Source organism: Hyalangium ruber (assembly GCF_034259325.1).
GTDB lineage: Bacteria > Myxococcota > Myxococcia > Myxococcales > Myxococcaceae > Hyalangium_A > Hyalangium_A rubrum.
Genome location: NZ_JAXIVS010000008.1, coordinates 303696 through 325357, shown reverse-complemented (window position 1 = coordinate 325357; position 21662 = coordinate 303696). Strand labels below are relative to the sequence as shown.

Below are 21662 nucleotides of genomic sequence, written 5' to 3'. Positions count from 1 at the left end.
TGCCGACGATCCTCTCGACCCGATCTGCAACCGCGCCGCTACCCCTCAACAGCTCCTCCATTCTTCCTATGAGCTATGCGCCAGCCTCATCCTGGAGGACTGAGGAGCGTCACCGCCCGCCGGACGGGTGGACCAGGTCGGACGGGAGCATCTGGGAGGACAGCAGCCGCTCCATGGCGTCCCAGCGGTTAGGACCCTGCCGCGCCACCCAATCCCGAACAGCCTGACGCCCGAGATTGTAGTTGATCACGTAGCTTCGGTAGGTCCGGACGAAGCGGACCCGCTGCTCGGCCCGGACGCGGCTGGCGAGGGTGTACTTCTGCAGCTGCCGGACCGCTTCATCTTCGGAGATGCGTCCGCCCAGGAAGTCTGCGGCGATGGTGTTCTCCACGCCGTCGAGCCGGGCGGTCAGCCCCAGATAGCGCCGGAGGGCCGGCGCGGTGGCGGGGTCCAGGCCCGCCAAGGGATACAGCGTCTGCTGCTCGAACCCAAGCGCCTCGTCTCCAGGAAAGGCGAGCTCGATCCCATAGTTGGCTGAGCCCTCGGCGATGAAAGACATCGGGCTGTAGAGCGGATAAACGCTCAGCTCCATCCAGCCCCGATCCATGACGAAAGTCTTCTCCAGCAAGGCGTTGTAGACGTGGTGGCCGGGGTAGCCCTCGTGGCAGCCCAGATCGACGGCCCGGTCGATCCGCACCGGCAGCTCGGTGTTGATCTCGATCAGGCTCTTGGCGTCACCTTTGTAGTAGTTGTACCCGCTCCAGGACTTGCCCTTCACAAAGGCCAGATCGAAGCGCTCGTTCGCCGGGAGCTGGATGTGCGCCACGGTGCGGCGGCGGCACTCCGCGATGGCGGCCCGCATCACGGCGTCCTGCCGCGACTCCGGAACCTCGTAGCGCTTCAGGAAGGCGTCCGCGCGCTCGGACAGCGGGCCGGAGCCCGGTAACAGGGCCTCGAGCTCGGCCAAGACAGGGTCATAGGCGGTCAGCGGCTTGAGAACGGGGCGGATGTCGAACAAGGCCTCCGCTTCGTCGGCGAAGGCGACCTTTTCGCCCTGGATCATGCGCAGCCGCGCTGCCGCTGCGGAGCTGTGGGCGATCAGGAACCGGCGGCGCGCCTGCTGGTCTGCATCGAGCCCGGCGGTTGGGACCGCCTGAAGGCGCTCAATCAGGTCGACCGCACCCGCTTGAAGTTGCTCGACCGTGCGGGGGTTCGCCTTGGCCGCGGCGGCCCATTCGGGCGGACCATAGTAGGCGTCCACATAGCCCGGCTCGCGTTCACCCAGCTCCAGGATCAGCGAAACGTAGTCGCGGGCGGCCACGTCCAGGGCCGCAGGAGCGGCGGGGCCCGCTGGCGTCGTGGCGCAGGCGGAGAGGAACAGCAGGGCGGCGGCGAGCACGGCGCGCATGAAGGATCCCGGTCTGGTGTCGGCGAAAGCTAGGCGGGGCGCTCGCCAGGGCGCAAGGCGGACGCCCTTCGACCCGGGCGCAAGACGACAACACTGTCGGTGCCTGCTATTCATACGTCTCGTGACATCCCACGTCGGCAAATACCAGCTCATCCGCCAGCTCGCCGGAGGCATCGTCGAGGACTATCTGGCCAAGGGCGCCGACCCGCGGGGCTTCGAGAAGACGCTGGTGCTCGAGTGCCTCCGGCCGGACATGGCCGAGAACTCGGAGTTCGTGGAGATGTTCCTCGACGAGGTGAGGAGCGCCGCCCAGCTCACGCACCCGCACATTGCACAGGTCTTCGACTTCGGTGAGGCGGACGGCACGTACTTCCTCGCCAGGGAGTACATCGATGGGCCCAGCCTGAGCAGGTTGATCAGGCACGCGGCGGCCCAGAGGATGACCCTGCCGGCGACACTGTGCGCGCGCATCATCTCGCAGGCCTGCGAAGGGCTCGCCTTCGCCCACGACCTCACCGATCCCAGGACGAACCAGCCGCTGAGGCTCATCCACGGCTGCATCAGGCCGGACAACATCCTCCTGTCGCGCCAGGGGATGGCCAAGGTCGTGGACTTCGGCACCGACAGAATCCGGTCCCGGGCCCCCCGCTCCTGCTACGCCTATACTCCCACCGAGGGCGAGTTCGCGTATTCGTCGTTCGACGAGCTGAGGTCCCGGGAGGGATTGGACCGGCGGGCGGACGTATACTCGCTCGGGGTGGTGCTCTACGAGCTGCTCACCGCGCGCAGGCCCTTCGAGTCCAAGTCCGCCTGGAGCTTGGCGCAGGTCATCCTCTCCGAGCCCATGGTTCCCGCCGAGCGGCACCGGCCGGACCTACCCGGCGCCCTGCGCGCCATCCTCGTCCGGGCGCTCGCCAAGGATCGGGACCAGCGCTACCCGGACTGCCACGCGTTCCAGGCCGACCTGGAGGCGTTCATCCTCTCGGAGGGTGAGCCGGTAACCCCGCAGCAGGTGGCCCAGCTCATCCAGCAAGTCACCGCGAGCGACGACCCGACCGTCATCGCCCCGGGAAGATGAACACTCCGCCCGAGAAGGACCCGGGAGGACGCGCAGGGGGCGCGGTTCGCGCTAATCCACCGTGAGCGGGAACTGGGCGAATGCCGGATGGCCCTCCACAGCGAGGAAGCGAGGCTCCCCGTCGCCTAGGTACCGCCAGGAGCGCGGCTCGACGGTGATGGTCAGCGGTCCCGAGCCCTCACTCCGGGGCTTGAAGGTCACCTCCAGCTCCGCGCTGGCCCCTGCCTCCAGTCCGGCGGTCTCCCCCACGACGTTCACGCGGTTCTCACTCACCATCGGGAGCGGCTGGCCGCGATACCGCACGCTCACGTCCACCACGCGAGCGCCGACGAGCGCCCCGGACACCCGCACCCGCACGGAATCACACGCGGTCCCGTCATTGCGCACCACCGCCCGCCACGTCTCGGACACGGGCGCGGACACGGTCAGCGGCGCCGAGGTGTACTCGGTCCAGTTGATTGCGGGCGTCTTGTAGCCCATGTGCATGAGCGGCGCGCCCGGGCTCACCGGACGCTTCTCGGCGCGGAGGCGCAAGGGGTGTCCGGGCTCGGCGGTGAGCAGGAAGATCGCGTCACTGTCCTCGGCGCCCACCCACCACCGGTCAGGCCCCGCGGGCGTCACGGACACGGAGGTGGTCCACTCCCCCACGAGCGTCTCGAGCACCTGGAGTCCGGGCAGGGACACCAGGAGGGTCTTGTCCTGCAAGAAGAGGAGCGCCCGGGCCGCGTCGAGGACGCACACCCCGGTGCCGCCCCAGAGCGGTTCATCCTCATCCTCTTGGCTCCCGTCGATGGCGCCAAGCAGAGTGCCGTCGAGCGAGAAGTGGACGAGCGCCGTCTGCCGGTAGTTGATGATGAGCAGGAGGAGCACGCCGTGGGGAGTGGCCTGGGCCCGCCAGGTGTCCTGCTCATTACCCGGCTCCACCTGGAGCGCTCCCTCCGGCTGAGCCGCCCCCGGGCGGAGCACGTAGACGCGGCCTCGGCCCTTCTCCAGGACGGTGATGCCAAAGGGGCTCGTGTCGAGGAACCCCCCATCGGGGGACGGAGGGAGGGGGAGCCCCTCGGAATACCCGTGCCCGTGCGTGGCTCGCACGGGCTTGGGCAAGGTCATGGGCTCCCACCGCTGCCCGGACCCATCGGTCGCGAAAAGGGTGGTCAGCTTGAGGGCGTCGTCCACCAACGCCCCGATGAGCCGGTCCCCATCGGTGGTGAGATCGAAGCACTCCCTCGGAAAGGCCTGGACGGGAGCGCTCGCGCCGGCCCCCACGGAGAAGACACGCCGATCCCCGCCTCCCACCCAGACGTCCTTTGCCTCGTCGAGCGCGGCGAGCACCAAGGGCGCCGACGGATGGTCCGGAGCGTCTCCTCGTCCCTCCCGGCGCACGCCCCCGGCTCCGTGAAAGACGATGAGCCGCTGGGGCCTGAGATCGAACAACCACTGTCCACGGGACAGAAGACGGCGTGTCGGGAACATGAGCCCCACACGATACCCACTGAGGCCCGTCCCCCGGCATCCAAAGCGTGCGCTGGCCATTCGGGAGGCTGCGCCAGAGGCATCCGCATCCGCACTTCTGGGCGCCGTTCGTGGCCATGGGAAAGGAGGGGCCCTTGTCGGGGCTGAGCAGCCCACGAAAATAATGAAAATCTTTGCATAGCTCCATCTCCACGCGGCTCCCTGCAGTGGAGGGTACGTCGAAGAAGCAGGGGGGCCAGCACGGGCCTCTCTGACGTCTGCCCGCCACTCCTGATCCTCGCGTACAAGGAGCACGTGGCATGAATCGAATCACTCGCGCGCTGGCTCGGCGCCTTGGAAGACATGCTCGCAGTTGGAGCCTGTTCGCATGCGTCATCACGGGGCTGGGCGTGTTGGCCGCGGGAGGTCGAATTCTCGAGGCGACCGCGTCGCGAGGGCTGGGCTCCGGCCAGGAGACAGCCCGCGAACCGAGTCGCTTGAAGGGCTCCTCCAGCTCTGCACAGTCCACCGGCGGCTTCGGCCAAGCAATGCAGGCCTGCATCGAGGTTCAGCTGGGCGACTACAACCTCTTCCTGCTCGAGGACTACAACCAGGGAACCTCGGTGCAAGGCAAGGTCGCGGCCGGCGGCGCCATCACCCTGAACGGCTTCGCGATCGGGGCGGGGCTGCCGGACGGCACCACTGCCCAGACCCTGGTGGCGGGCGGCGATCTGAGCCTCTCCAACGGAGGGGTCCACGGTGATGCGTGGTACGGGGGAACCTATTCCGCCGACTCCTCCGTGACCTTCAGTCGAGGACTCCCGTCGATGGGCACGCCCATCGACTTCGCTGCCCGAGGGGCCGAACTGCACGGCCTCTCCTCCGCGCTGGCGGGCCTGGGGTTCAACGGCACGACGACGCGCGAGCCCTGGGGCGGCCTCATGATGAGAGGAACGGACCCCGAGCTGAACGTCTTCCAGGTGAACGCCAGTGCCTTCAACGGCGCCGTGCTGTGGTCCATCGACGCACCGGCTGGCTCCTTCGTGGTGGTCAACATTCTCGGCGCAACGGCTTCGTTCCGTGGCTTTGACATCCAGTTTGGTGGCGGCATCGCCGCGCAGGCAGTGCTCTACAACTTCGTGGAGGCCACGGCCATCCAGGCCCAGGGTTTCGGTTTTCGGGGCACGGTGCTGGCCCCCGGCGCCGAACTTCACTTCAGCACGGGCAGCTTCGAGGGTGGCATCTACGCCCGGGCGCTGACAGGCAATGCCGCAGGCTACCTCCATCCGCTGGCCGAACGAGAGATCTGCACGACGACCGGGCCCTCAAACAGCCCTCCCTCCGTCTCCATTACCAGTCCTTCGAGCAGCGCATCGTTCACGGCTCCCGCGACGATTCACGTCGTCGCCGAGGCTTCCGACAGCGACGGCACCCTCAGCAATGTGGAGTTCTTCCACAATGACGTGCTGGTGGGAACCTCGCTCTCTGCTCCCTACGCCATCACGCTCACCGAGGTGCCTGCGGGGACTCACCGCCTGGCCGCGAAGGCGACCGACGACCAGGGAGCCTCGGTCACCTCGGCGGTGGTGGTGGTGACCGTTCAGGGCCCAGTGCTCGTGATCACCCACCCGTTCAACGGCTCGAGCATCCAGGGGGACCGGGTGCTGGTCACGGGCCATATCACGAATCGTCCTCCCCACTCGGGAGTGACGGTCAATGGTGTCTTGGCCGCCGTGGATGCCAATGCCAACTTCCATGCCAGCGTGCCACTGGCCGCGGGTGGCAACACGCTGAGCGCCACGCTAACCACTGTCGAGGGGACCACCTTGACGGAGAGCGTCACGGTGGTCGCAACCGGACAGGCTCTCCCCTTCACTGTCACCGCCGAGCCGGCAGTGGGGCTCGCGCCCCTGCTGGTTACCTTCACCATCACCAACCTCACCGCGCAGCCCGCAAGCTTTACCCTCGAAGGGGCTGGACCATTCTCTCTGCCCGCGAATGGCTCATCGGTGCTCTCCGCCACCTACCCCGTGGGGGTGTTCACCCCCATCGTCGTGGTGACGGACCACACGGGAGCCACCTTCAGCCAAGCCCTGGTGATTGAAGCGCGCGAGGCGAACCAGATGGATCAACTCTTCGGTGCCATCTGGAATGGCATGAACGAAGCGCTGGCAGCGGGAGACAAGGCCCGAGCGATGAAGTACCTGAACCCCAGGGCTCGGGAGAAATACGGGCCTGTATTCGATGCGCTCCTGCCATTCATGCCCGAGATCGTCGCCTCATATTCACCGCTGGCCAGAGCGAGCCTCTCCCCCTCGATCGGAGAGTATGCCGTGAGACGGTCAGACAACGGCCTCCAACGGATCCATCTGATCTATTTCCTTCAATGCCCGGATGGGATTTGGCGTGTCGATGAGATGTAAAGCCATCACGAGGACCTGCAAAATGGACAAGAAAATCTTCCTAGTGCTCCTCGCCCTCTCGTTCGCTTCGCCATCAGGAGCCTATGATAATATCATTACCCATCCCGATCTGACGAGGGCTGCCGTGGATAAGTCGGTGGCCAGCCCCGGCGCCGGACTCATGAAAGACTTGGGGCTTGATTCGTGGGTCGGGAACCCCCAGTTTCCGTTCTACCTTGGCCGTGGTGCCCCCAGTTATTTGATTGCGAAGGGTGTTCGCCTCGAGGACGACCCGGAACCTCGCGTCGCGAATCACTTCTACGATCCTGTCCATGGCCGCCCCCTGACTGTCTCTGGAGTGGCCTTGGGAAAGGCTTCTCCAGCCTGGGCACTCGAGGGTTTTCCATTTGAGGGAGAGGAAATCCCAGAGCAGGACTTTTCTCTCAGTGACGCGCGGAGGTCCATGTATCAGGCGCTGACCGAGCCGGGTCCCCAAGCGCGGCGCGATCAGTATTGGGCCGATACCTTTCGGAGACTGGGCCAGGTCATCCACCACATTCAAGACATGGCCCAACCGCAGCACGTGAGAAACGACCAACATGTCGATAAGTGGTACCTGTGGCCCTACTACAACCCCAGTTTGTATGAACGTTACACAATGGAATCGCGCGGACGTGTGCTGGAACTCGCGGCTTCTGGGCAGGTCCAAGCCGCTTTTCCAGGTGCTCCTGAACTCAGGCACCCGTTCCACTTCTGGGTGAACGACGCCCACGTGGGTATGGCGGAGTTCACCAACCGAAACTTCATCAGCCAAGGCACCAACTTCGCGCTCTGGCGTGACCAGGTCGTCACGCCGATGTACTCGCAACCGGTTCCGGGAACTCCCAGGGATTACACGCTCGAGGATCTGTACGGCGCTCCTGCGTCGGTCCCGCCACACATGGCCTCCCTGTGCAGTGGGCAGGGGGCTGCCTGCATCATGACGATGTATCCCTCCGTGGGACCCACGCTGGCCGTCGAGAAGGCCTCGACCCTCTCTATCTATGATCAAGACCTGCGCAACAGGGGCCTGGAGGTGATCTATGACAGGTGGGATGAAGATATCCAATACACGGTCACTCGCCTCTTCTCACTCAACCGCTTCAACATGGATGAGGCCCATCGGGTGCTCATTCCCAGGACCGTGAGCTATTCGGCGGGCTTCATCAACTACTTCTTTCGGGGCAAGCTGGAGATCGAGCCACCCGAGCTGGGCGCCTACGCCTACGCAGATCAAACCGCTGGCGAAGGCTTCTCCAAGATGCGAGCGAAGATCCGGAACGTCACGCCTCTCGAGGGACTGAATGGTGGAACGGTCGGGGCCGTGGTGAAGTTCCGCCGCAACGAGTGCTACGAGCCAGACCTGTCAGGGGAGTTCTCGGTATCCCCTTCTGGCGGGATGGTCTTTCCCAGGTGCGATGAGGGCGAATCCTTCGTCACCAACGAGGTGTTCATCACCAAGTCTCAGGAGCAGTCGCTCACTCTTGGGAGCGGCCAGGAGAGGGAGGTAACCTTCACTTTTCTCGAGCCTATTCCCTTCAATGCGACGGATGTGTATCTGCAGGTCATCTATCGAGGCAGGGTGGGCGCGGAGGTCGACTCGATTGCGGTCGGTACAGAGGACATCTCCGAGCCCACCTTCTCAGCCATCTCCAACGCCACGGATGTCTTCGTGATCCCGGATCGCTTCAATCGAGGGACGATCCACTACTGGAGAGACATCAGAGCCCGAATTGCTGAACCGCCGTATTCGGTCGTGGATCTGAACCAGGACGGCAACTATGCCTCTCCTCCCGACGTGAATATCGAGGGCGGCGACATCCATGTGGATATCTATCTCGATGGGGGCCTGATCGGCCACGTTCCGGCCCTTCCTGAGGGGCGGTTTGCGCGGATCGCGCTCTTGCTGGGCTCTTCCGGCAACATCCACCTCCATGTCACGGGCACCGGGCTCAACAATGTCTACAGTGACAGTGTAACCCCCAGGATCTGGCGACTCGATTGGGAGCGGAGGCGCTATGACTTCTCCCTCTTGTGGTTGGGCCGGAATGAGCTGCTTCAGGCACACGCGGCGTTCTTCCTCCGCTACCTCGTGCCTCCGTATGACAGCGACACGCTCTTTCTCAAGCCGAGCCTGATGCCAGATGCGACTCAACCGCTCCAAGCCACAATGGTCCCCATGTCCACAGGCGAAGCCGTGGGGAGCAGATGGCTGGGCGAGGGACTGCTTGCCGAGAGCGTGACGCCGGACTTTTTCGGTCACTTGGAGCGCAGGGGGGGAGTGATCCCTACGGGCGAGTACTTCGCGCCGGCGGCTCCTTCCACAGTACCCTGGCAGCCTGCTTCCTACGCTCGATTCGCGGGTTCAGAGCGCACGCGCATGAGCCATCTGGAAGCAACACCGACTAGGCAGGTGAGCGCACCTGCAGCGGGCGCTCCTCCAGGCAGGTGAGCTTGGTCAGAGACCCAGGATGAAAACCTTTGCATAGCTCAGACGCAGTGCTCCTCCCTCCTTGTTGTGGGGGGGAAATACTTCCAACGGAGTCTCAAGAGGAGATCAGCAGCAAATGCGGAACAGCTTTCTCATCGCAGCCATCTTGCTGGGGAGTGCCCCGGCTTTCGCCGAGTATCACGCGTCCTTCAGTGCCACGCCCGGGCCCGGCAAGAACTTCGCGTTCCGAGTGTCGACGGCGCCGACGGCCTCGACCCAGTATCAGGGGCTCTCATTCCTCCTGAATACGAGCAACTCGGGCAAGACCAATCCCGTGCCGCACCACTTCGCGTTCAGCGTGCGCGGGCCGGACCAGGCCCTCACGTGCGTTTCGGGCCTGAGCAATTTCCGGTGGCTGGGCCGCGGGATCGCCGTCTATCCCACCGAGGGGCTCGTGGCCTTCGAGAACTTCACCAAGAACTGCCAGACCGGTGATGGGCTCGTGAACAGCACGCTGCAGAGCGTGACGATCAACAGCTACGCGCAATACAACGTCTCGGTGTGGGCCAATCACTACAACATCGGGTACACGATCGAGAAGCAGATCACCAATGGCGAGGGCTACCCGGAGTGGGTGACCATCTCCAGCGGTGACTGCCGCTCCCAGGCCTCCGCCGCCGAAGCCAGCGAGTGTGGGGAGTGGACCGCGGTCCCCGGCTTCGTCGACCGTGGCAGCGTGACCTGGGTCGGCAACACGGGCGATGAGCGGTACTGGAGCGTCTCGAACTGGTACACCTGGAACTACTGGTAGGGCTCAGGTGAACGGCCGGGGCGCCACCTTCATGGTGGCCCCCCGGCCAGCGTCAGCTCCGTCATCAGCGCGTTCTTGGCCCTACCCCCTAGCTGAGCTATGCGTCGGGAGTCACAACAGACGAAACTGACTCCATGCATGACGACGCCGGCCACGGCCGGACGGTCCTTCAGCTCGAGCAGCTCAACGCGTTGCTCGAAGCGAAGGTCAAAAGCCAGGGGGAGCTGCTCGCCGAGACGCAGGAGCGCCTGCGCACCCTCTTCGAGAACGCGCCGCTGAGCATCCAGCTGATCGACGTCTCGGGCCGGACGCTGCAGGTCAACGCGGCATGGCGCGCGCTCTGGCGCATCCCGCCGGACGTGGTCGAGAACTTCATCCTCCGCGACTACAACGTCCTGACGGACCCCCAGCTCGAGAAGCAAGGCATCCTCCCGTACTTCCACCGGGCCCTACGAGGCGAGAACAGCCGCATCCCGGCCATCCGCTACGACGCGGCCGAGCCCCAGCTCGCAGGCCGTGCGCGGTGGGTCGAGGGGAACCTCTACCCCGTGAAGGACGCGGCCGGCGAGGTCCGGCAACTGGTCCTCATCCACGAGGACGTCACCGAGCGGCGAGAGGCGCAGGAGCTCATCCTCCGCAAGAGCGCGGAGTTCGAGGCTGTCTACCAACACCTCCCGGAGCCGGTGATCATGACCTCGCCCGAGCACATCATCGTGCTCGTGAACCCGGCGGCGAACGCGCTCTTCGGCTATGCGCCGGATGAACTCATCGGACAACCCGCGGCCATTCTCGAGGCCGAGGGGACGGAGCCGAAGCACGCGCCCGGAGCGGAGGCTCGCGAGGTGAGCTACCGCCACCGCAGCGGTGAGCGCATCCTCACGAGTACCCTGTCCTCGGTGGCGCGCTCGGCCGACGGAGAGGTCTTCGGGTACGTCGCCATCGTGCGCGACATCCGTGAGCAGCGGCGAGAGGAGGAGATGCGCCGGTTCATCTCCAACGCAGGAGATGTCCTGGCCTCGTCGCTGGACCCTCGCGAGACGCTCTCCGCGCTGGCACGGCTCGCGGTGCCCACGCTCGGAGACTGGTGCCTCATCGACCTGCTCGAGGACGACGGCTCGGTCCGCCGTGCAGAGGTCGTCATCGCGGACCCGCGACACGAGCCCGTCAAGGCGAAGGTCTCCCGCTTCGCCATCAGCAGGGACCGACCGGAGAACCCTCCTGCCCGGGCGCTCTTCGAGGCGAGGCCCCTGCTCATCCCGGTCCTCGAGCGCGAGAAGATCGGACAGCTGGCCCTCGGCGACGAGCACGCCCAGGTCATCCTCGAGGCGGAGGTGCACTCGATGATCTGCGTGCCGCTCGTGGCGCGCGGCAGGGTGCTCGGGGTGCTGTCCCTGCTCCTCGCCGCATCCCGGCGCAGCTACACGGAGCGGGACTTCTCCTACGCGAAGCAGCTCGCCGGGAAGGCCGCGCAGGCAGTGGAGAACTCGCGGCTCTATGAACGAGCCACCGAGGCGATCTCCGCTCGCGACGAGTTCCTCAGCATCTGCTCCCACGAGCTCAAGACGCCTCTCACCTCGCTGAAGCTTCAGATCGAGCTGGCATCCCGCTCGTTGCAGAAGCCGGTCTCGGCCGGGCTCCCCGCCGAGGCGTTGAACACCCGCCTCGGGGTGGCCGCTCGCCAGCTGCGGCGCGTGGAGCGGCTCATCGACGACATGCTCGATGTGTCACGGATTGCCACCGGGATGCTGAGCATGGACATGGCGCCCCTGTCGGTCCGGGAGCTGGTGACCGAGACGGTGCATCAGGCGAGCGAGGTCTTCCAGTCAGCAGGTGTCGCCCTCACGGTGGAGGTCTCCGAAGATGCACGGGTCCACGGGGACCGGGCCCGGCTGGCGCAGGTGCTCGACAACCTCCTCGCCAACGCCCTGAAGTACGGCGAGGGGAAGCCCGTGCGCATCGACGTGGGCCGGCGCGGAGACCAGGTGGAGCTTTCGGTCAGCGACCAGGGCCCTGGGATTGCGCCACGAGATCTGCAGCGCATCTTCCAGCGCTTCGAGCGGGCCGTGGCCAGCCGGAGCATCACCGGGCTCGGCCTCGGCTTGCACATCAGCCGTCAGATTGCCGAGCGCCACGGCGGGACGCTCGACGTGGAGAGTGAGCTCGGCGGCGGGGCGCGGTTCACGCTGCGCCTTCCCGTGGAAGTCGGGGGCAGCTGACGCCACGCTCGCCGCTGCGAGACGATTGAATGCCGGGAGCCCTCGTGCGTCACTAGGGGCGTATACCCCACCAAGGAAATAGCCATGAGGGCTTTCGTCGTCGCTGTTGCAGTGCTGATGTCGGCCGCCGCGGGTGCGCAGTCCGCACAGTCTCAGGATCTCAAGCGCTCGCCTCCCCCGGGCCAGCCGACCGGTCCCATCACCCAGCCTGCTCCCAGCACCCCTGGCTACCCCGGCCCTGGCTACGACAACTCCCCTCCGGACTCGTTCCGGCGTGAGGGCACGCTGGTGGTGGTGGAGCGCGAGCGGCTGCTGGAGCGACTGGCCAAGATGGAGGAGCTGCTGGATCGGGCGATGGAGCGGTCCGACCGCCAGGGGCGCCGGGTGCTGACGAACCTGGGAGACGAGCTGGACACGATGCGGGCCGCGGTGAACAACGCTCCGGACGTGCGCCGCTACCAGCCGCGTCCCCAGCCGCCGCCCCCGCCGCCGGCGCCCGCGGTGCAGCCCATCTCCGAGACTCAGCTGGACGCGCTCTCGCGGGCCATGAATCGGGAGTCCTTCAGTGACGGCAAGCTGCGCGTGCTCGAGTCAGGGGCCAGTCAGCAGTACTTCCTGGTGCCGCAGGTGCTGAAGATGATCCAGAAGTTCACCTTCTTGCAGGACAAGCTGCAGGTGGCGCGGGTGCTCTGGCCGCGCGTGTTGGACCGCGATAACGCCTACCAGCTCTACAGCGCCTTCCAGTTCTCCAGCGACAAGGAAGAGCTGAAGAGGATCATCGAAGGGCGATGAAGCTCCGCTGTCCCGCCCCCTCCTGTGCCTTCGGGCGCAGGAGGGGGCATTTTTTTGGCTCCTGAGAGGGAGCGCGGAGCCATCCGAGCGCTCGCTGGACCCTGCGTGAGCGCCATGCTACGCGGCCGCCCCCCGCTCAATGACGAGCAATCCCAGAAAAGAGAAACACCATGTACAAGGCCATGCTGATGGCTGCCCTGACCCTGCCGATGCTGGGCTGTGAGTCCGCTCACGCGGAGGAGTCCTGGACGTTGAACACCCTCGCGGATGCTCGCAGTGGCATTGCCTCCCCCGTGGACCTGGGCGCGCCGGGGGACTCGCCGGGCGACATGTTCGTGTTTGATCAGCCGCTGTTGAACGCCGAGAAGGAGAACATCGGCTCGAACAGCGGATACTGCGTCCGAACGCTCCCCGGTCAGTTCAGCGAGTGTCAGTGGACGCTCACCATGGCCGACGGCACCATCACCGTCGCGGGGCGCGAGGCCGAAACGGGCACCTCCCTGATTCCGGTCGTTGGTGGCACGGGCGCCTATCTGGGAGTGACCGGGATGCTGGCCACCACGCCCAATGGGGACCGCACCTTCACCCAGGTGCTCACGCTGATGAAGCCCAACCGCTGATCCCGCTGGATGGCATCCCCGGTCCCAATATGTACGCGGGCCTGACGAACCTCCTGGACTGAACGGGGTACCGTCCTGCGAAGCTGGGACCATGGAACGCTTCGTGGAGGTCGCCCAGAGCGTCTCGCTCTGGGTCGAATCACGGGGGCCGGAGGATGCCCCCGCCGTTCTGCTCATCATGGGCTCCACCGTCTCGGGACGGGTCTGGCCCGATGAGCTCGTGGAACTCCTGGCCCGGAAGCACCGGGTCATCCGCTATGACCACCGGGACACCGGAGCGTCTACCTGGGCTTTCGACAGGGTCCCCTACTCCGCGACCCGAATGGCCGAGGACGCACTGGCCATCCTCGATGCACTCGGCATCGAGCGCGCGCACGTCGTGGGCCTTTCGTTGGGAGGCTTTCTGGTGCAGTGGCTCCTGGTCGCGCATCCCGAGCGGCTGCTCAGCGCGACGGTCATCGGGGCGCCCGCCCTCGAAGGCGCGCCCGCCCGCGCCAACGTGTCGGCGCGAGCCCCCATAGACCCCGGTCTGTACGAGTTCTGGCGCCACATGTTCGAGCCGCGTGACCGCGAGGCGCAGATCGACTGGCGGGTCGAGCACTGGCGCAGGCTCAACGGCAAGGCGATTCCCTTCGATGCCGAGGAGTTCCGTGCGCTGGAGCGGCGCATCATCGCCCACGCCGGCCGCCACGACACCTCGGATGCCCATGCGCGGGCCGACCCCTCCGGACTGGCTCGTGGGGCGGAGCTCGCGCATGTCACCGTGCCCACGCTCGTCATCGCCACCCCGGAGGATCCCACCAATCCCGAGTCCAACTCGCGATTCCTGGCGGAGACCCTGCCGCGCTCGACCCTGGTGACGATCGACGGGATGGGGCACGCGATTCCACGTGCCGTCGTGCCCCCACTCGCGTCGGCGCTCCTGAGCCACATCGAGACCGTGGGCCACCGTTGAACCGGAGACCGAGGCCTTCGAGTCAGTCCCAAGCAAGAGGCGCGAAGCACTCGCCGCACTGAAGCTGAGCGAGCTCCATCCACTCCAGCGCCTCGCGGAGCACGGCCTCTGTTGGCCCGCTGTGGATGTCCACCACCGCGTAGAGCCTGGCGAAGCGGTTGGCCACCGCCAGGCGTGCTCCGCCCGAGGGCCCTCCAAAGGCGCGCGCCAGCTCCTGGGACACCCTCCCCTCCGCGTCCTCCAGTGCCCCTGGAGGCAGCGACTCTCCCGAGCGGAGCTTGGGCACCACGGTGAAGGTGTCGATCTCTTCCTTTCGCCACTCGGCAGCCTTCGCCTGGAGCGCTCGGTGGAGCGCCTGGCAGATGTCACAGCCTGGGTGCGTCAGCGCGATCAGCATGTCGCGCCGCTGCCAGGCATCCAGCGTGCCGCGCGGCGGGCCGCTCGGCACCGGAAGCCGGAACAGGGGAACCTCGCCTCGCTCGTGCATGCGCGTACCTCCTGACGAGGTGATAACACTCAGCGTGGGCGGCTGCTCCCTTCACAGGGGAACGAGGAGAGAGCGCGGCTAGCGGCACACGAGCCTTCGGCCGCCTGGTCATTCGCACGGCTCACTTCAGCCGCTGGGGGGCACTCTCCGCTGTACGCCCCGCCTACCAGGAGAGAGGCCCCAGTGAGCACCGCCACCTCTGAGAAACTCCACCCGGATGTCATGCCCCGTGTCGAGGAGGGGAAGACCACGACAAGCGTTTCCCTGGCCTTCACCAGCCTCAACACCGAGACCGATATCGCTCGCTTGCCGACGGAGGGCCATCTCCCGGACTGGCTGAGCGGCAGCCTGTACCGCAATGGCCCAGCAAAATTCGAGCACGGAGACGCCAGCTATCGTCACTGGTTCGATGGTCTGGCCATGGTGCATCGCTACACGTTCGATCACGGCAAGGTCTCCTACCGTAACCGCTTTTTACGAACCACTCCTTACGAAGACATGCTGAGGACTGGCCAGCTCAGCGCAGGCTTCGAGGCAACCCAGCCGAGCACCCTGGCCAGCCGCGTCTTCAATGCCACCCTTGACCTGCTGGGCCGAAGAGACAATCGAACCTTCAATACCAATGTCAACGTGGTCCAACTGGCGGGCAAGGTCATGGCACTGACCGAGCAACCCGTGCCAACCCTCTTTGATGGTGAGAGCCTGAGGACCGAGGGTGCATTCCATTACGATGATGATCTCTTTGGACATCTGTCCTGCGGACATCCGCAGTACGACATCAAGACTGGGTACTATTACAACTACCTGACGCGCTTTGGCCTCACTCACAGCTACAACCTCTACAAAGTTCACGAGCGCAGCACCCGCCGTACCCTGGTGGCGACGATCCCTGTCAGCGAGCCAGCGTACATGCACAGCTTCGCCATCACCGAAAACTACATCGTCTTGACCGAGTTTCCTCTGGTCTTCAATCCGATGACCGCCCTGCTCAGTGGCAAAGCTCCCAAGGATTGCCTGCGCTGGAAACCAGAGCGAGGTACCCAGTTTCGAGTCATCCACAAGCATACTGGAGCGCAGGTGGCCCACTACGAAAGCGAGGCCTTCTTCGCCTTCCACCACATCAATGCCTATGAGCAAGCTGGCGACATCATCGTGGACATTGCCGCCACGGACGAGCCGGAGTTGATGAGGAAGTCCTACTTGAAGCCGTTGCGGGCGGCGACTCGCAGCGAAGAGCATCCGCTCTCGGAGTACCATCGCTATTGCCTGCCGCTGTCCACCCGCTCCGGCGGCGCGCTCTCGTACGAGCTGCTCTCCGAGCACCGGGTGGAGATGGTCACCGTCAATGCCGGGGCCCACAATGGGCGGCACTACCGCTACGCATATGGCGTGAGCCACAACACCCGATGGCACAACCTGGTCGGGCAGTTGGTCAAAGCAGACGTCGAGCGTCGCACTTCTCGGGTCTGGTTCGAGCCGAACACCTACCCCAATGAGCCCATCTTCGTGGCCGCTCCTGGCGCAACCCGAGAGGATGAAGGGGTCATCCTCTCGGTGGTGTTGGACACAGCGAGAGCTCGCTCCTTCTTGCTGGTGTTGGACGCCGCCAGCTTCCGTGAACTGGGGCGCGCCCACCTGCCCCATCACATCCCCCTCGAATTTCACGGCACGTTCGTGCCTGCCCCAGCGAGCAGGCCTGGGCACTGACCCTCGATCGCTTCTATTCGTAATCTCCCACGATCCAGCAGATCAAGAACTACGACGCGTCCACCTAAGGTTCCCAGCGCAAAGTGACCTTCGTAGACGGCGTGGTGGTCCAGGATCTGTTCGGCTTCGGTCCGGCTGAACACACGGAGTACTTCCGCTGCAGTGACTCGATGTATCGCGCGGAGTGCTGGGACCCCTACTCGAATGCCACGTGGTGGGCACACCCTGCTCCCACCGCTTCCCTTGACCCGCCAGGCAAGCCCCCGTCTCCGAGCATGGCCGCCTATGATGCGCCCACCATGTCCGACGCCTCGCTCCCCAAGGGCTTCTTCCAGAAAATGCACGAGGCCGCCTTCCTGGTGGGCGGAGAGGAGAGCGCCCGAGCGCTCCATGCCCTTTACTCGCAGGGGCGGGGAGCGCCCTGGGAGCAGCTCACTCGGTTGCTCGTGATCGAACTGCTCGAGTGGCAGCTTCCTCCCGACGCTCCACTCCCTGCCAGCCACGAAGAGGAGAAGGAGGCGCTCGCAGCGGAGATTGCCGCCTGCTACCCGGAAGTTCCTCCGATGGGACTCCAGGTGGACTTCGGCATCCAGCCCTTCCTTGGGCTGTCCCTCGACGTGGACCTGGATCTCGACACGCCCTTCACCCTGCCCGAGTCCTTCTTCAACTGGCCTCGGCTCCGGCACTTTTGCAGCCTGCGGCTGGACCCCTCCGTCGGCCGCCCCGAGACCGTCGGCGACTTCGACGCGCAGGCGGAGCGGCTCGCGCGGTGCGAAGGCCTGAAGAGTCTGGTCCAACTCCATCTGAACGGGCTCGGGCTCACGGCCACCGGTGCCGCACATCTGGTCCGAGCCCCTTTCAGTGCGGGACTGCGAGAGCTCGGCCTCTGTTACGAGAAGCTGGGCAAGCGCGGCGTGGAGCTCGTCGCCACCGAACCTTCGCTCGCGTCGCTGCAGGCGCTCTCCCTCGAGGGCGCCTTCCCCGATGATCCCAAGCGGGCCATCACCGCGCTGAGCCGAGCGCAACACTGGGTGCAGTTGGAGCGCCTCGAGCTTGGCGACAACCGCCTCACCGCCTCCACCTTCGCCCCATTGCTGGCTTCTCCGCTCGCACCCCGCCTGAAAGACCTGAGTCTGAACACCTTGGAACCCGACTTCGCCAATCAGCTCGGGGACGAGGGGGCTATCGCCATCGCCCGGTCCTCCGCATTGAACAACCTGACCGCCCTGTCCCTTGCGGGGAACGGCATCACCGATGCTGGGGCGCTTGCGCTGGCCGAGTCCCAGCACCTCCGTTCGCTCGACAGCCTCTACCTCGCGGACAATCCCATCGGAAAGAAGGGGCGCGCCGCGCTCCAGGCCCGCTTTGGCGAGAGCTACGAACCCTGATGGCGCCTTCCGGGATGGGCTCCAGGCCCCTGAGCGCCCGCTCGTTCATCCACGGCATTGCCCTGGGCGATCCTCTCGGGCCATGAATCCCCACCTCCTCCTGCGCCGCCGCACGCTGCTGCGCGCAGGCGCCTCCCTCGCGCTCCCCTTCCTGCTGGGCCGCTGCGCCCCGTCCGAGTCCACCGAAGGACTCACGCCGGACCCCGCGAGCCTCCTGGACCTGCCCGAAGGCTTCAGCTACCGCGTCCTCGAGCGTCAGGGCGACCCGATGGATGACGGTTTCCGCGTCCCCGGGAAACCGGATGGCATGGGCTGCTTCGCGGGCCCCCCCGGCAGCAACACCCTGGTGTTGATGCGCAACCACGAGCTGGAGCCCGGGCAGGACGCGCTGGGCCCCTACTCCGAGGGACAGCCGCCGCCATCCCCGGCGTACCGTCCGGAGGACCTCAGCCCGGGAGGAGTCACGCGCGTGGTCTTGGACGCCTCCACCTTGACCCGGCTCTCCAGCAACCTCGTGCTCACGGGCAGTATGCGGAACTGCGCTGGCGGCACCTCGCCCTGGGGCTGGCTCTCCTGTGAGGAGAGTCTCTCCCCGGGCCATGGCTACGTCTTCCTGTGCGACCCGTCCGCCAGCAGCCTTCGGGCCCCGGTGCCCCTCCCCTGTCTTGGGAAGATGAACCACGAGGCCGCCGTGGTGGATCCAGAGACCTTCGTCACGTACCTCACCGAGGATCGCGACGACAGCTGCTTCTACCGCTTCGTACCCGAGACGCCTGGCGTTCGCCTGAGCCCGGAGTCGCGCGGGCGGCTGCAGGCCCTGCGCATCGAGGCCGAGCTCCGAAGGGACATGAACGCGCAGGTGAAGACAGGGGACACCTTCCCGGTGGAGTGGGTGGATCTGCCGAAGCCAAACGCGGAGGATGACTCCCTCCGGCAGCAAGGCGCCGAGCAAGGGGCTGCCCTCTTTCGACGGGGCGAGGGCCTCTTCTTCCACGGGGGCGCCGTCCTCTTCTGCGCCACCACGGGCGGCCCGAAAGCCGGCGGGCAGATCTGGCGCTACCGGCCCACGGGCCCCCAGGGCGGTACGCTGGAGCTGATGGCGCAGGCGGCGGAACGCGGCCGGCTCGACATGCCGGACAACATCTGCGTCGCTCCATGGGGCGGTGTGGTGATGGCCGAGGACGGAGACAACCCTCGCTGGCCCGATGAGTTCCTGCGAGTCCTGAGCCCTTCGGGAACGGTGAGAAACCTGGCGCGCAACGCGCTGGGCTCGAGTGGCGAGTTCGCGGGCGTGTGCTTCTCCCCGGATGGGCGCGCTTTGTTCGTCAACATGCAGAGCAATGGCCTCACCCTGGCGATCACCGGCCCCTTTCAGGAGTACACAAGTACGGCACTGTAGAGCCCGCGCCGACCCCAAAGGGGGGCTGTCGCCTCTTCCGCCGATGGCTACATTCCACAGCCGGGAGGAGCTATGGGGCGGTGGGGCCGGCGCATCGGGAGCTGGCTGCTGATGGGGATGGCCTGCGGGGTGCTTGCCGCATGCCATGCCGTGACCGGACGGGGTGACGCCTTTCCAGGTTGCGAGGAGCTCGGGTCCACCCTCCTCGCCGAGGAAGATGGACTGCCGATCTTCCACCTCTTCTTCGCCCCCTCCCTGCCGGAAGAGGACGGTGAGCGACAAGCGCGGCTCCTGTACCGGGGCCGCTGCTATCCGGTGGAGGCGAAGATCCGAGGGCACACCTCCCGCGCCTTTCCCAAGAACAGCTACACCCTCAGCTTCCCTCCCCACGAGCTGTTCGATGATCCGCTCCTCGCTGACGGATTCACCGACCGGCGCAAGCTGGTGCTGATCAGCCCCTTCAATGACAACTCGTATTTGAGGTCGCGGCTCGCCTTCTCGCTGTGGAATCGCATGTCGCCGGACCACCTCCAAGTGAAGACCGCGAGCGCGGTCCTCTATCTGAATGGGGAGTACTGGGGCCTGTACACGGTCGCGGACCACGTGGACGGGGAGCTCTTGGCGGCGCAAGGGCTGGACGTGGAAGGGGACCTCTTCAAGGCCGTTGGTGCCGAGGCCAACTTCTCACGCCACACCGCGGAGGGTGCGCTCAAGGCCTCTCCCATGGACGGCTTCGAGAAGAAGGAAGGCCAGCCCAAGACCGGGCCCGAGGCCTACGCGAGCATCCTCGCGTTCACTGCATTCGTGGCCGATGCGGACGCGGAGACGTTTCGGAAAGAGCGCATCTCGCGGATGGACGAGCGCGACTACGAGGACTGGTGGATCTTCGCGACGCTGATCGACGCGAACGACTCGGTGGCGAAGAACGCCTATCACTACCGCCCCCCTGGAGCGGACGGACCGTGGCGCTTCATCCCCTGGGATCTCGATACCAGCTTCGGCCAGGACTGGACCACCCGGCGAAGCGCGCCGGAGAACTTCTCCGACTTCGCGGACCGCAATCTCCTCTTCGCGAGGATGCTGGCCGACCCATCCATCGCCGAGCCGATGCGTGAGCGTTACCGCGCCTTGCTCCAAGGCGAGCTGTCCGCGGAGGCGGTGTTGGAACTCATCGACCAATACGCGCGCGAGCTTGCCCCCGCGGCGCAGCGAGATGAGGCCCGTTGGGGTCAGGACTACCGGGACTTCTGGCGGTGGAACAGCCGCGCTGACTTCACCACCCACGACGAGGAGGTAGAGTACCTGCGTCAATGGGTCCGGGCGCGGTGGCAGCGGTTGGAGCACCAACTCCCCTGAACAATGCTCGCTTGGGAATGGCGGTCGCCCTCCGAACGGGCTGGTCACCTGAGGCGGCGCAAGCCTACTGCCAGCGCGAGCAGCGCGGCGAACGTCAACATCGCGCCACTGCTGCCCCCCGTTACTGAGCACCCACCTCCGTCTTCCTCGATACAGGGTAGCCACAGCCGGCAGGCTTCACCTGCCCTCACGCACAGCCGATCTCCGTCAGGACCGGTGCAGCTCACTCCGAATCGACCCGCCTCGAGGCCCGCCACCGCGCAGCTCTTCTCCCCTTCGGGTTGGGTGACACACGCCATCCCGAGGGGGCAATCCGCGTGGCCCTCGCAACGCGCCGTACATGCATCCCCCGATGGATTGAGCGGTGGCCTTGTGGGTGGCGCCTGAGCGACTTCATCGAGGATCGCCTGAATGAACGCCGCATGGACGTCGATACGCGTGTTGGTGCCCGTCGTGCAAACGAGGTCTCCGAACGAAGTGACGCCGACGATTCGCTCGACACCATCGACTTCGAGGAACACGGGTCCCCCACTGTCACCGCCGCAGCTCATCCCGGGCGCGGCCCCAAGGGAAAAGGTCCCCGCAGCGACCGCTGTCACCCGAGCCGTGCCACTGCGCCGGCTGCCCGTCCTGCCCTGCTCATCGATGCCGAAGCCCACCACCCGTGTGGCCTGTCCCACGATGTCCGCCGACAGTGCTGCCCCGTCCAACGGCACGGGTGCCACGGGCGCATCCTCCGCGAGAATCAGTACTCCGATGTCATTCTCTCCAGCGCGCCAAGCGGGGTGCAGTCGCCCCTCGACGGCACGCACGCGCTCGCGGGCAACTGCCTGTGCGGACTCGGGCGCGAACACCACCGAGAGCACCTGCGGGGCGTCGGCGTTCTCCACGCAATGCGCCGCGGTCAGAACGATTCGCGGCGCAATCAACGTCCCCGTGCAGATGACCCGCGAAGCCTCGACCGGCTCGCCGCAGATCGGCGACACAGGGACGATCGCCCCCACAGCCGGAAAGCCAAGTTCGAGCACGCCTCCAATCACGGCTTGCCGCTCCATCGTGAGCGCAGGCTCGGGCGATACGCCGCACGCGCCCATCGCCACGAGGAGCAGCACGAGGGCAGG

At 65.9% G+C, this 21662-nt stretch carries 16 protein-coding genes; 12 read left to right on the top strand and 4 right to left on the bottom strand.

What is annotated here, in order from left to right:
* Nucleotides 1-109 precede the first annotated feature (109 nt).
* Nucleotides 110-1408 (bottom strand): hypothetical protein, encoded by a 1299-nt coding sequence (locus SYV04_RS24300; protein ID WP_321548257.1) that lies wholly within the window; start codon nt 1406-1408, stop codon nt 110-112.
* 121 nt (nt 1409-1529) lie between these two features.
* Between SYV04_RS24300 and SYV04_RS24295 the strand changes: the two genes are divergently transcribed.
* Nucleotides 1530-2486: a serine/threonine protein kinase gene (locus SYV04_RS24295; protein WP_321548256.1), complete on the top strand. Its 957-nt coding sequence runs from the start codon at nt 1530-1532 to the stop codon at nt 2484-2486.
* Between the two features lie 51 nt (nt 2487-2537).
* On the opposite strand, the gene SYV04_RS24290 is transcribed toward SYV04_RS24295, so the two are convergent.
* A complete protein-coding gene (locus tag SYV04_RS24290) occupies nt 2538-3920 on the bottom strand; it encodes a hypothetical protein (RefSeq protein ID WP_321548255.1) in 1383 nt (460 codons plus the stop codon).
* Nucleotides 3921-4435: 515 nt separating this feature from the next.
* Here SYV04_RS24290 and SYV04_RS24285 point away from each other — a divergent pair.
* From SYV04_RS24285 to SYV04_RS24255, 7 genes are all read left to right on the top strand, one after another.
* A complete protein-coding gene (locus tag SYV04_RS24285) occupies nt 4436-6361 on the top strand; it encodes a choice-of-anchor A family protein (RefSeq protein WP_321548254.1) in 1926 nt (641 codons plus the stop codon).
* A 22-nt stretch (nt 6362-6383) separates the two neighbouring features.
* On the top strand, nt 6384-8831 hold the full coding sequence (locus tag SYV04_RS24280) for a phospholipase C/P1 nuclease family protein (RefSeq protein ID WP_321548253.1): 2448 nt from the start codon (nt 6384-6386) through the stop codon (nt 8829-8831).
* A gap of 115 nt (nt 8832-8946) precedes the next feature.
* Entirely contained in the window at nt 8947-9621 is a 675-nt protein-coding gene (locus tag SYV04_RS24275) for a hypothetical protein (RefSeq protein WP_321548252.1), read from the top strand.
* A 134-nt stretch (nt 9622-9755) separates the two neighbouring features.
* On the top strand, nt 9756-11837 hold the full coding sequence (locus tag SYV04_RS24270; protein ID WP_321548251.1) for an ATP-binding protein: 2082 nt from the start codon (nt 9756-9758) through the stop codon (nt 11835-11837).
* An 84-nt stretch (nt 11838-11921) separates the two neighbouring features.
* Nucleotides 11922-12629: a proline and serine-rich protein 1 family protein gene (locus SYV04_RS24265; protein ID WP_321548250.1), complete on the top strand. Its 708-nt coding sequence runs from the start codon at nt 11922-11924 to the stop codon at nt 12627-12629.
* 170 nt (nt 12630-12799) lie between these two features.
* On the top strand, nt 12800-13249 hold the full coding sequence (locus tag SYV04_RS24260; RefSeq protein WP_321548249.1) for a dirigent protein: 450 nt from the start codon (nt 12800-12802) through the stop codon (nt 13247-13249).
* 91 nt (nt 13250-13340) lie between these two features.
* Entirely contained in the window at nt 13341-14204 is an 864-nt protein-coding gene (locus tag SYV04_RS24255; RefSeq protein ID WP_321548248.1) for an alpha/beta fold hydrolase, read from the top strand.
* Nucleotides 14205-14226: 22 nt separating this feature from the next.
* Here SYV04_RS24255 and SYV04_RS24250 read toward each other — a convergent pair whose 3' ends face one another.
* Nucleotides 14227-14691: a hypothetical protein gene (locus SYV04_RS24250; protein WP_321548247.1), complete on the bottom strand. Its 465-nt coding sequence runs from the start codon at nt 14689-14691 to the stop codon at nt 14227-14229.
* Nucleotides 14692-14874: 183 nt separating this feature from the next.
* Between SYV04_RS24250 and SYV04_RS24245 the strand changes: the two genes are divergently transcribed.
* The 4 genes from SYV04_RS24245 to SYV04_RS24230 all read left to right on the top strand — a co-directional run bounded on the left by SYV04_RS24245 (nt 14875) and on the right by SYV04_RS24230 (nt 20541).
* Complete coding sequence (locus SYV04_RS24245) at nt 14875-16398, top strand: carotenoid oxygenase family protein (RefSeq protein ID WP_321548246.1); 1524 nt, start codon at nt 14875-14877, stop codon at nt 16396-16398.
* An 83-nt stretch (nt 16399-16481) separates the two neighbouring features.
* Nucleotides 16482-17786: a leucine-rich repeat domain-containing protein gene (locus SYV04_RS24240; RefSeq protein WP_321548245.1), complete on the top strand. Its 1305-nt coding sequence runs from the start codon at nt 16482-16484 to the stop codon at nt 17784-17786.
* 82 nt (nt 17787-17868) lie between these two features.
* Nucleotides 17869-19185, top strand: coding sequence for an alkaline phosphatase PhoX (locus SYV04_RS24235; RefSeq protein ID WP_321548244.1), 1317 nt, complete (start codon nt 17869-17871; stop codon nt 19183-19185).
* Between the two features lie 72 nt (nt 19186-19257).
* The gene (locus SYV04_RS24230) at nt 19258-20541 is read left to right on the top strand and encodes a CotH kinase family protein (RefSeq protein ID WP_321548243.1); all 1284 of its coding nucleotides are present in this window, start codon (nt 19258-19260) and stop codon (nt 20539-20541) included.
* Between the two features lie 44 nt (nt 20542-20585).
* Here the strand turns inward: SYV04_RS24230 and SYV04_RS24225 are convergent, their stop codons facing one another.
* Nucleotides 20586-21653 (bottom strand): S1 family peptidase, encoded by a 1068-nt coding sequence (locus SYV04_RS24225; RefSeq protein ID WP_321548242.1) that lies wholly within the window; start codon nt 21651-21653, stop codon nt 20586-20588.
* Nucleotides 21654-21662: the final 9 nt, after the last annotated feature.

Excerpts from the sequence above, each read along its gene's own strand:
- SYV04_RS24300 (WP_321548257.1), bottom strand. The coding sequence starts at position 1,408 with ATGCGCGCCGTGCTCGCCGCCGCCCTGCTGTTCCTCTCCGCCTGCGCC.
- SYV04_RS24280 (WP_321548253.1), top strand. The coding sequence starts at position 6,384 with ATGGACAAGAAAATCTTCCTAGTGCTCCTCGCCCTCTCGTTCGCTTCG.
- SYV04_RS24275 (WP_321548252.1), top strand. The coding sequence starts at position 8,947 with ATGCGGAACAGCTTTCTCATCGCAGCCATCTTGCTGGGGAGTGCCCCG.
- SYV04_RS24270 (WP_321548251.1), top strand. The coding sequence starts at position 9,756 with ATGCATGACGACGCCGGCCACGGCCGGACGGTCCTTCAGCTCGAGCAG.
- SYV04_RS24265 (WP_321548250.1), top strand. The coding sequence starts at position 11,922 with ATGAGGGCTTTCGTCGTCGCTGTTGCAGTGCTGATGTCGGCCGCCGCG.
- SYV04_RS24260 (WP_321548249.1), top strand. The coding sequence starts at position 12,800 with ATGTACAAGGCCATGCTGATGGCTGCCCTGACCCTGCCGATGCTGGGC.
- SYV04_RS24255 (WP_321548248.1), top strand. The coding sequence starts at position 13,341 with ATGGAACGCTTCGTGGAGGTCGCCCAGAGCGTCTCGCTCTGGGTCGAA.
- SYV04_RS24250 (WP_321548247.1), bottom strand. The coding sequence starts at position 14,691 with ATGCACGAGCGAGGCGAGGTTCCCCTGTTCCGGCTTCCGGTGCCGAGC.
- SYV04_RS24235 (WP_321548244.1), top strand. The coding sequence starts at position 17,869 with ATGAATCCCCACCTCCTCCTGCGCCGCCGCACGCTGCTGCGCGCAGGC.
- SYV04_RS24230 (WP_321548243.1), top strand. The coding sequence starts at position 19,258 with ATGGGGCGGTGGGGCCGGCGCATCGGGAGCTGGCTGCTGATGGGGATG.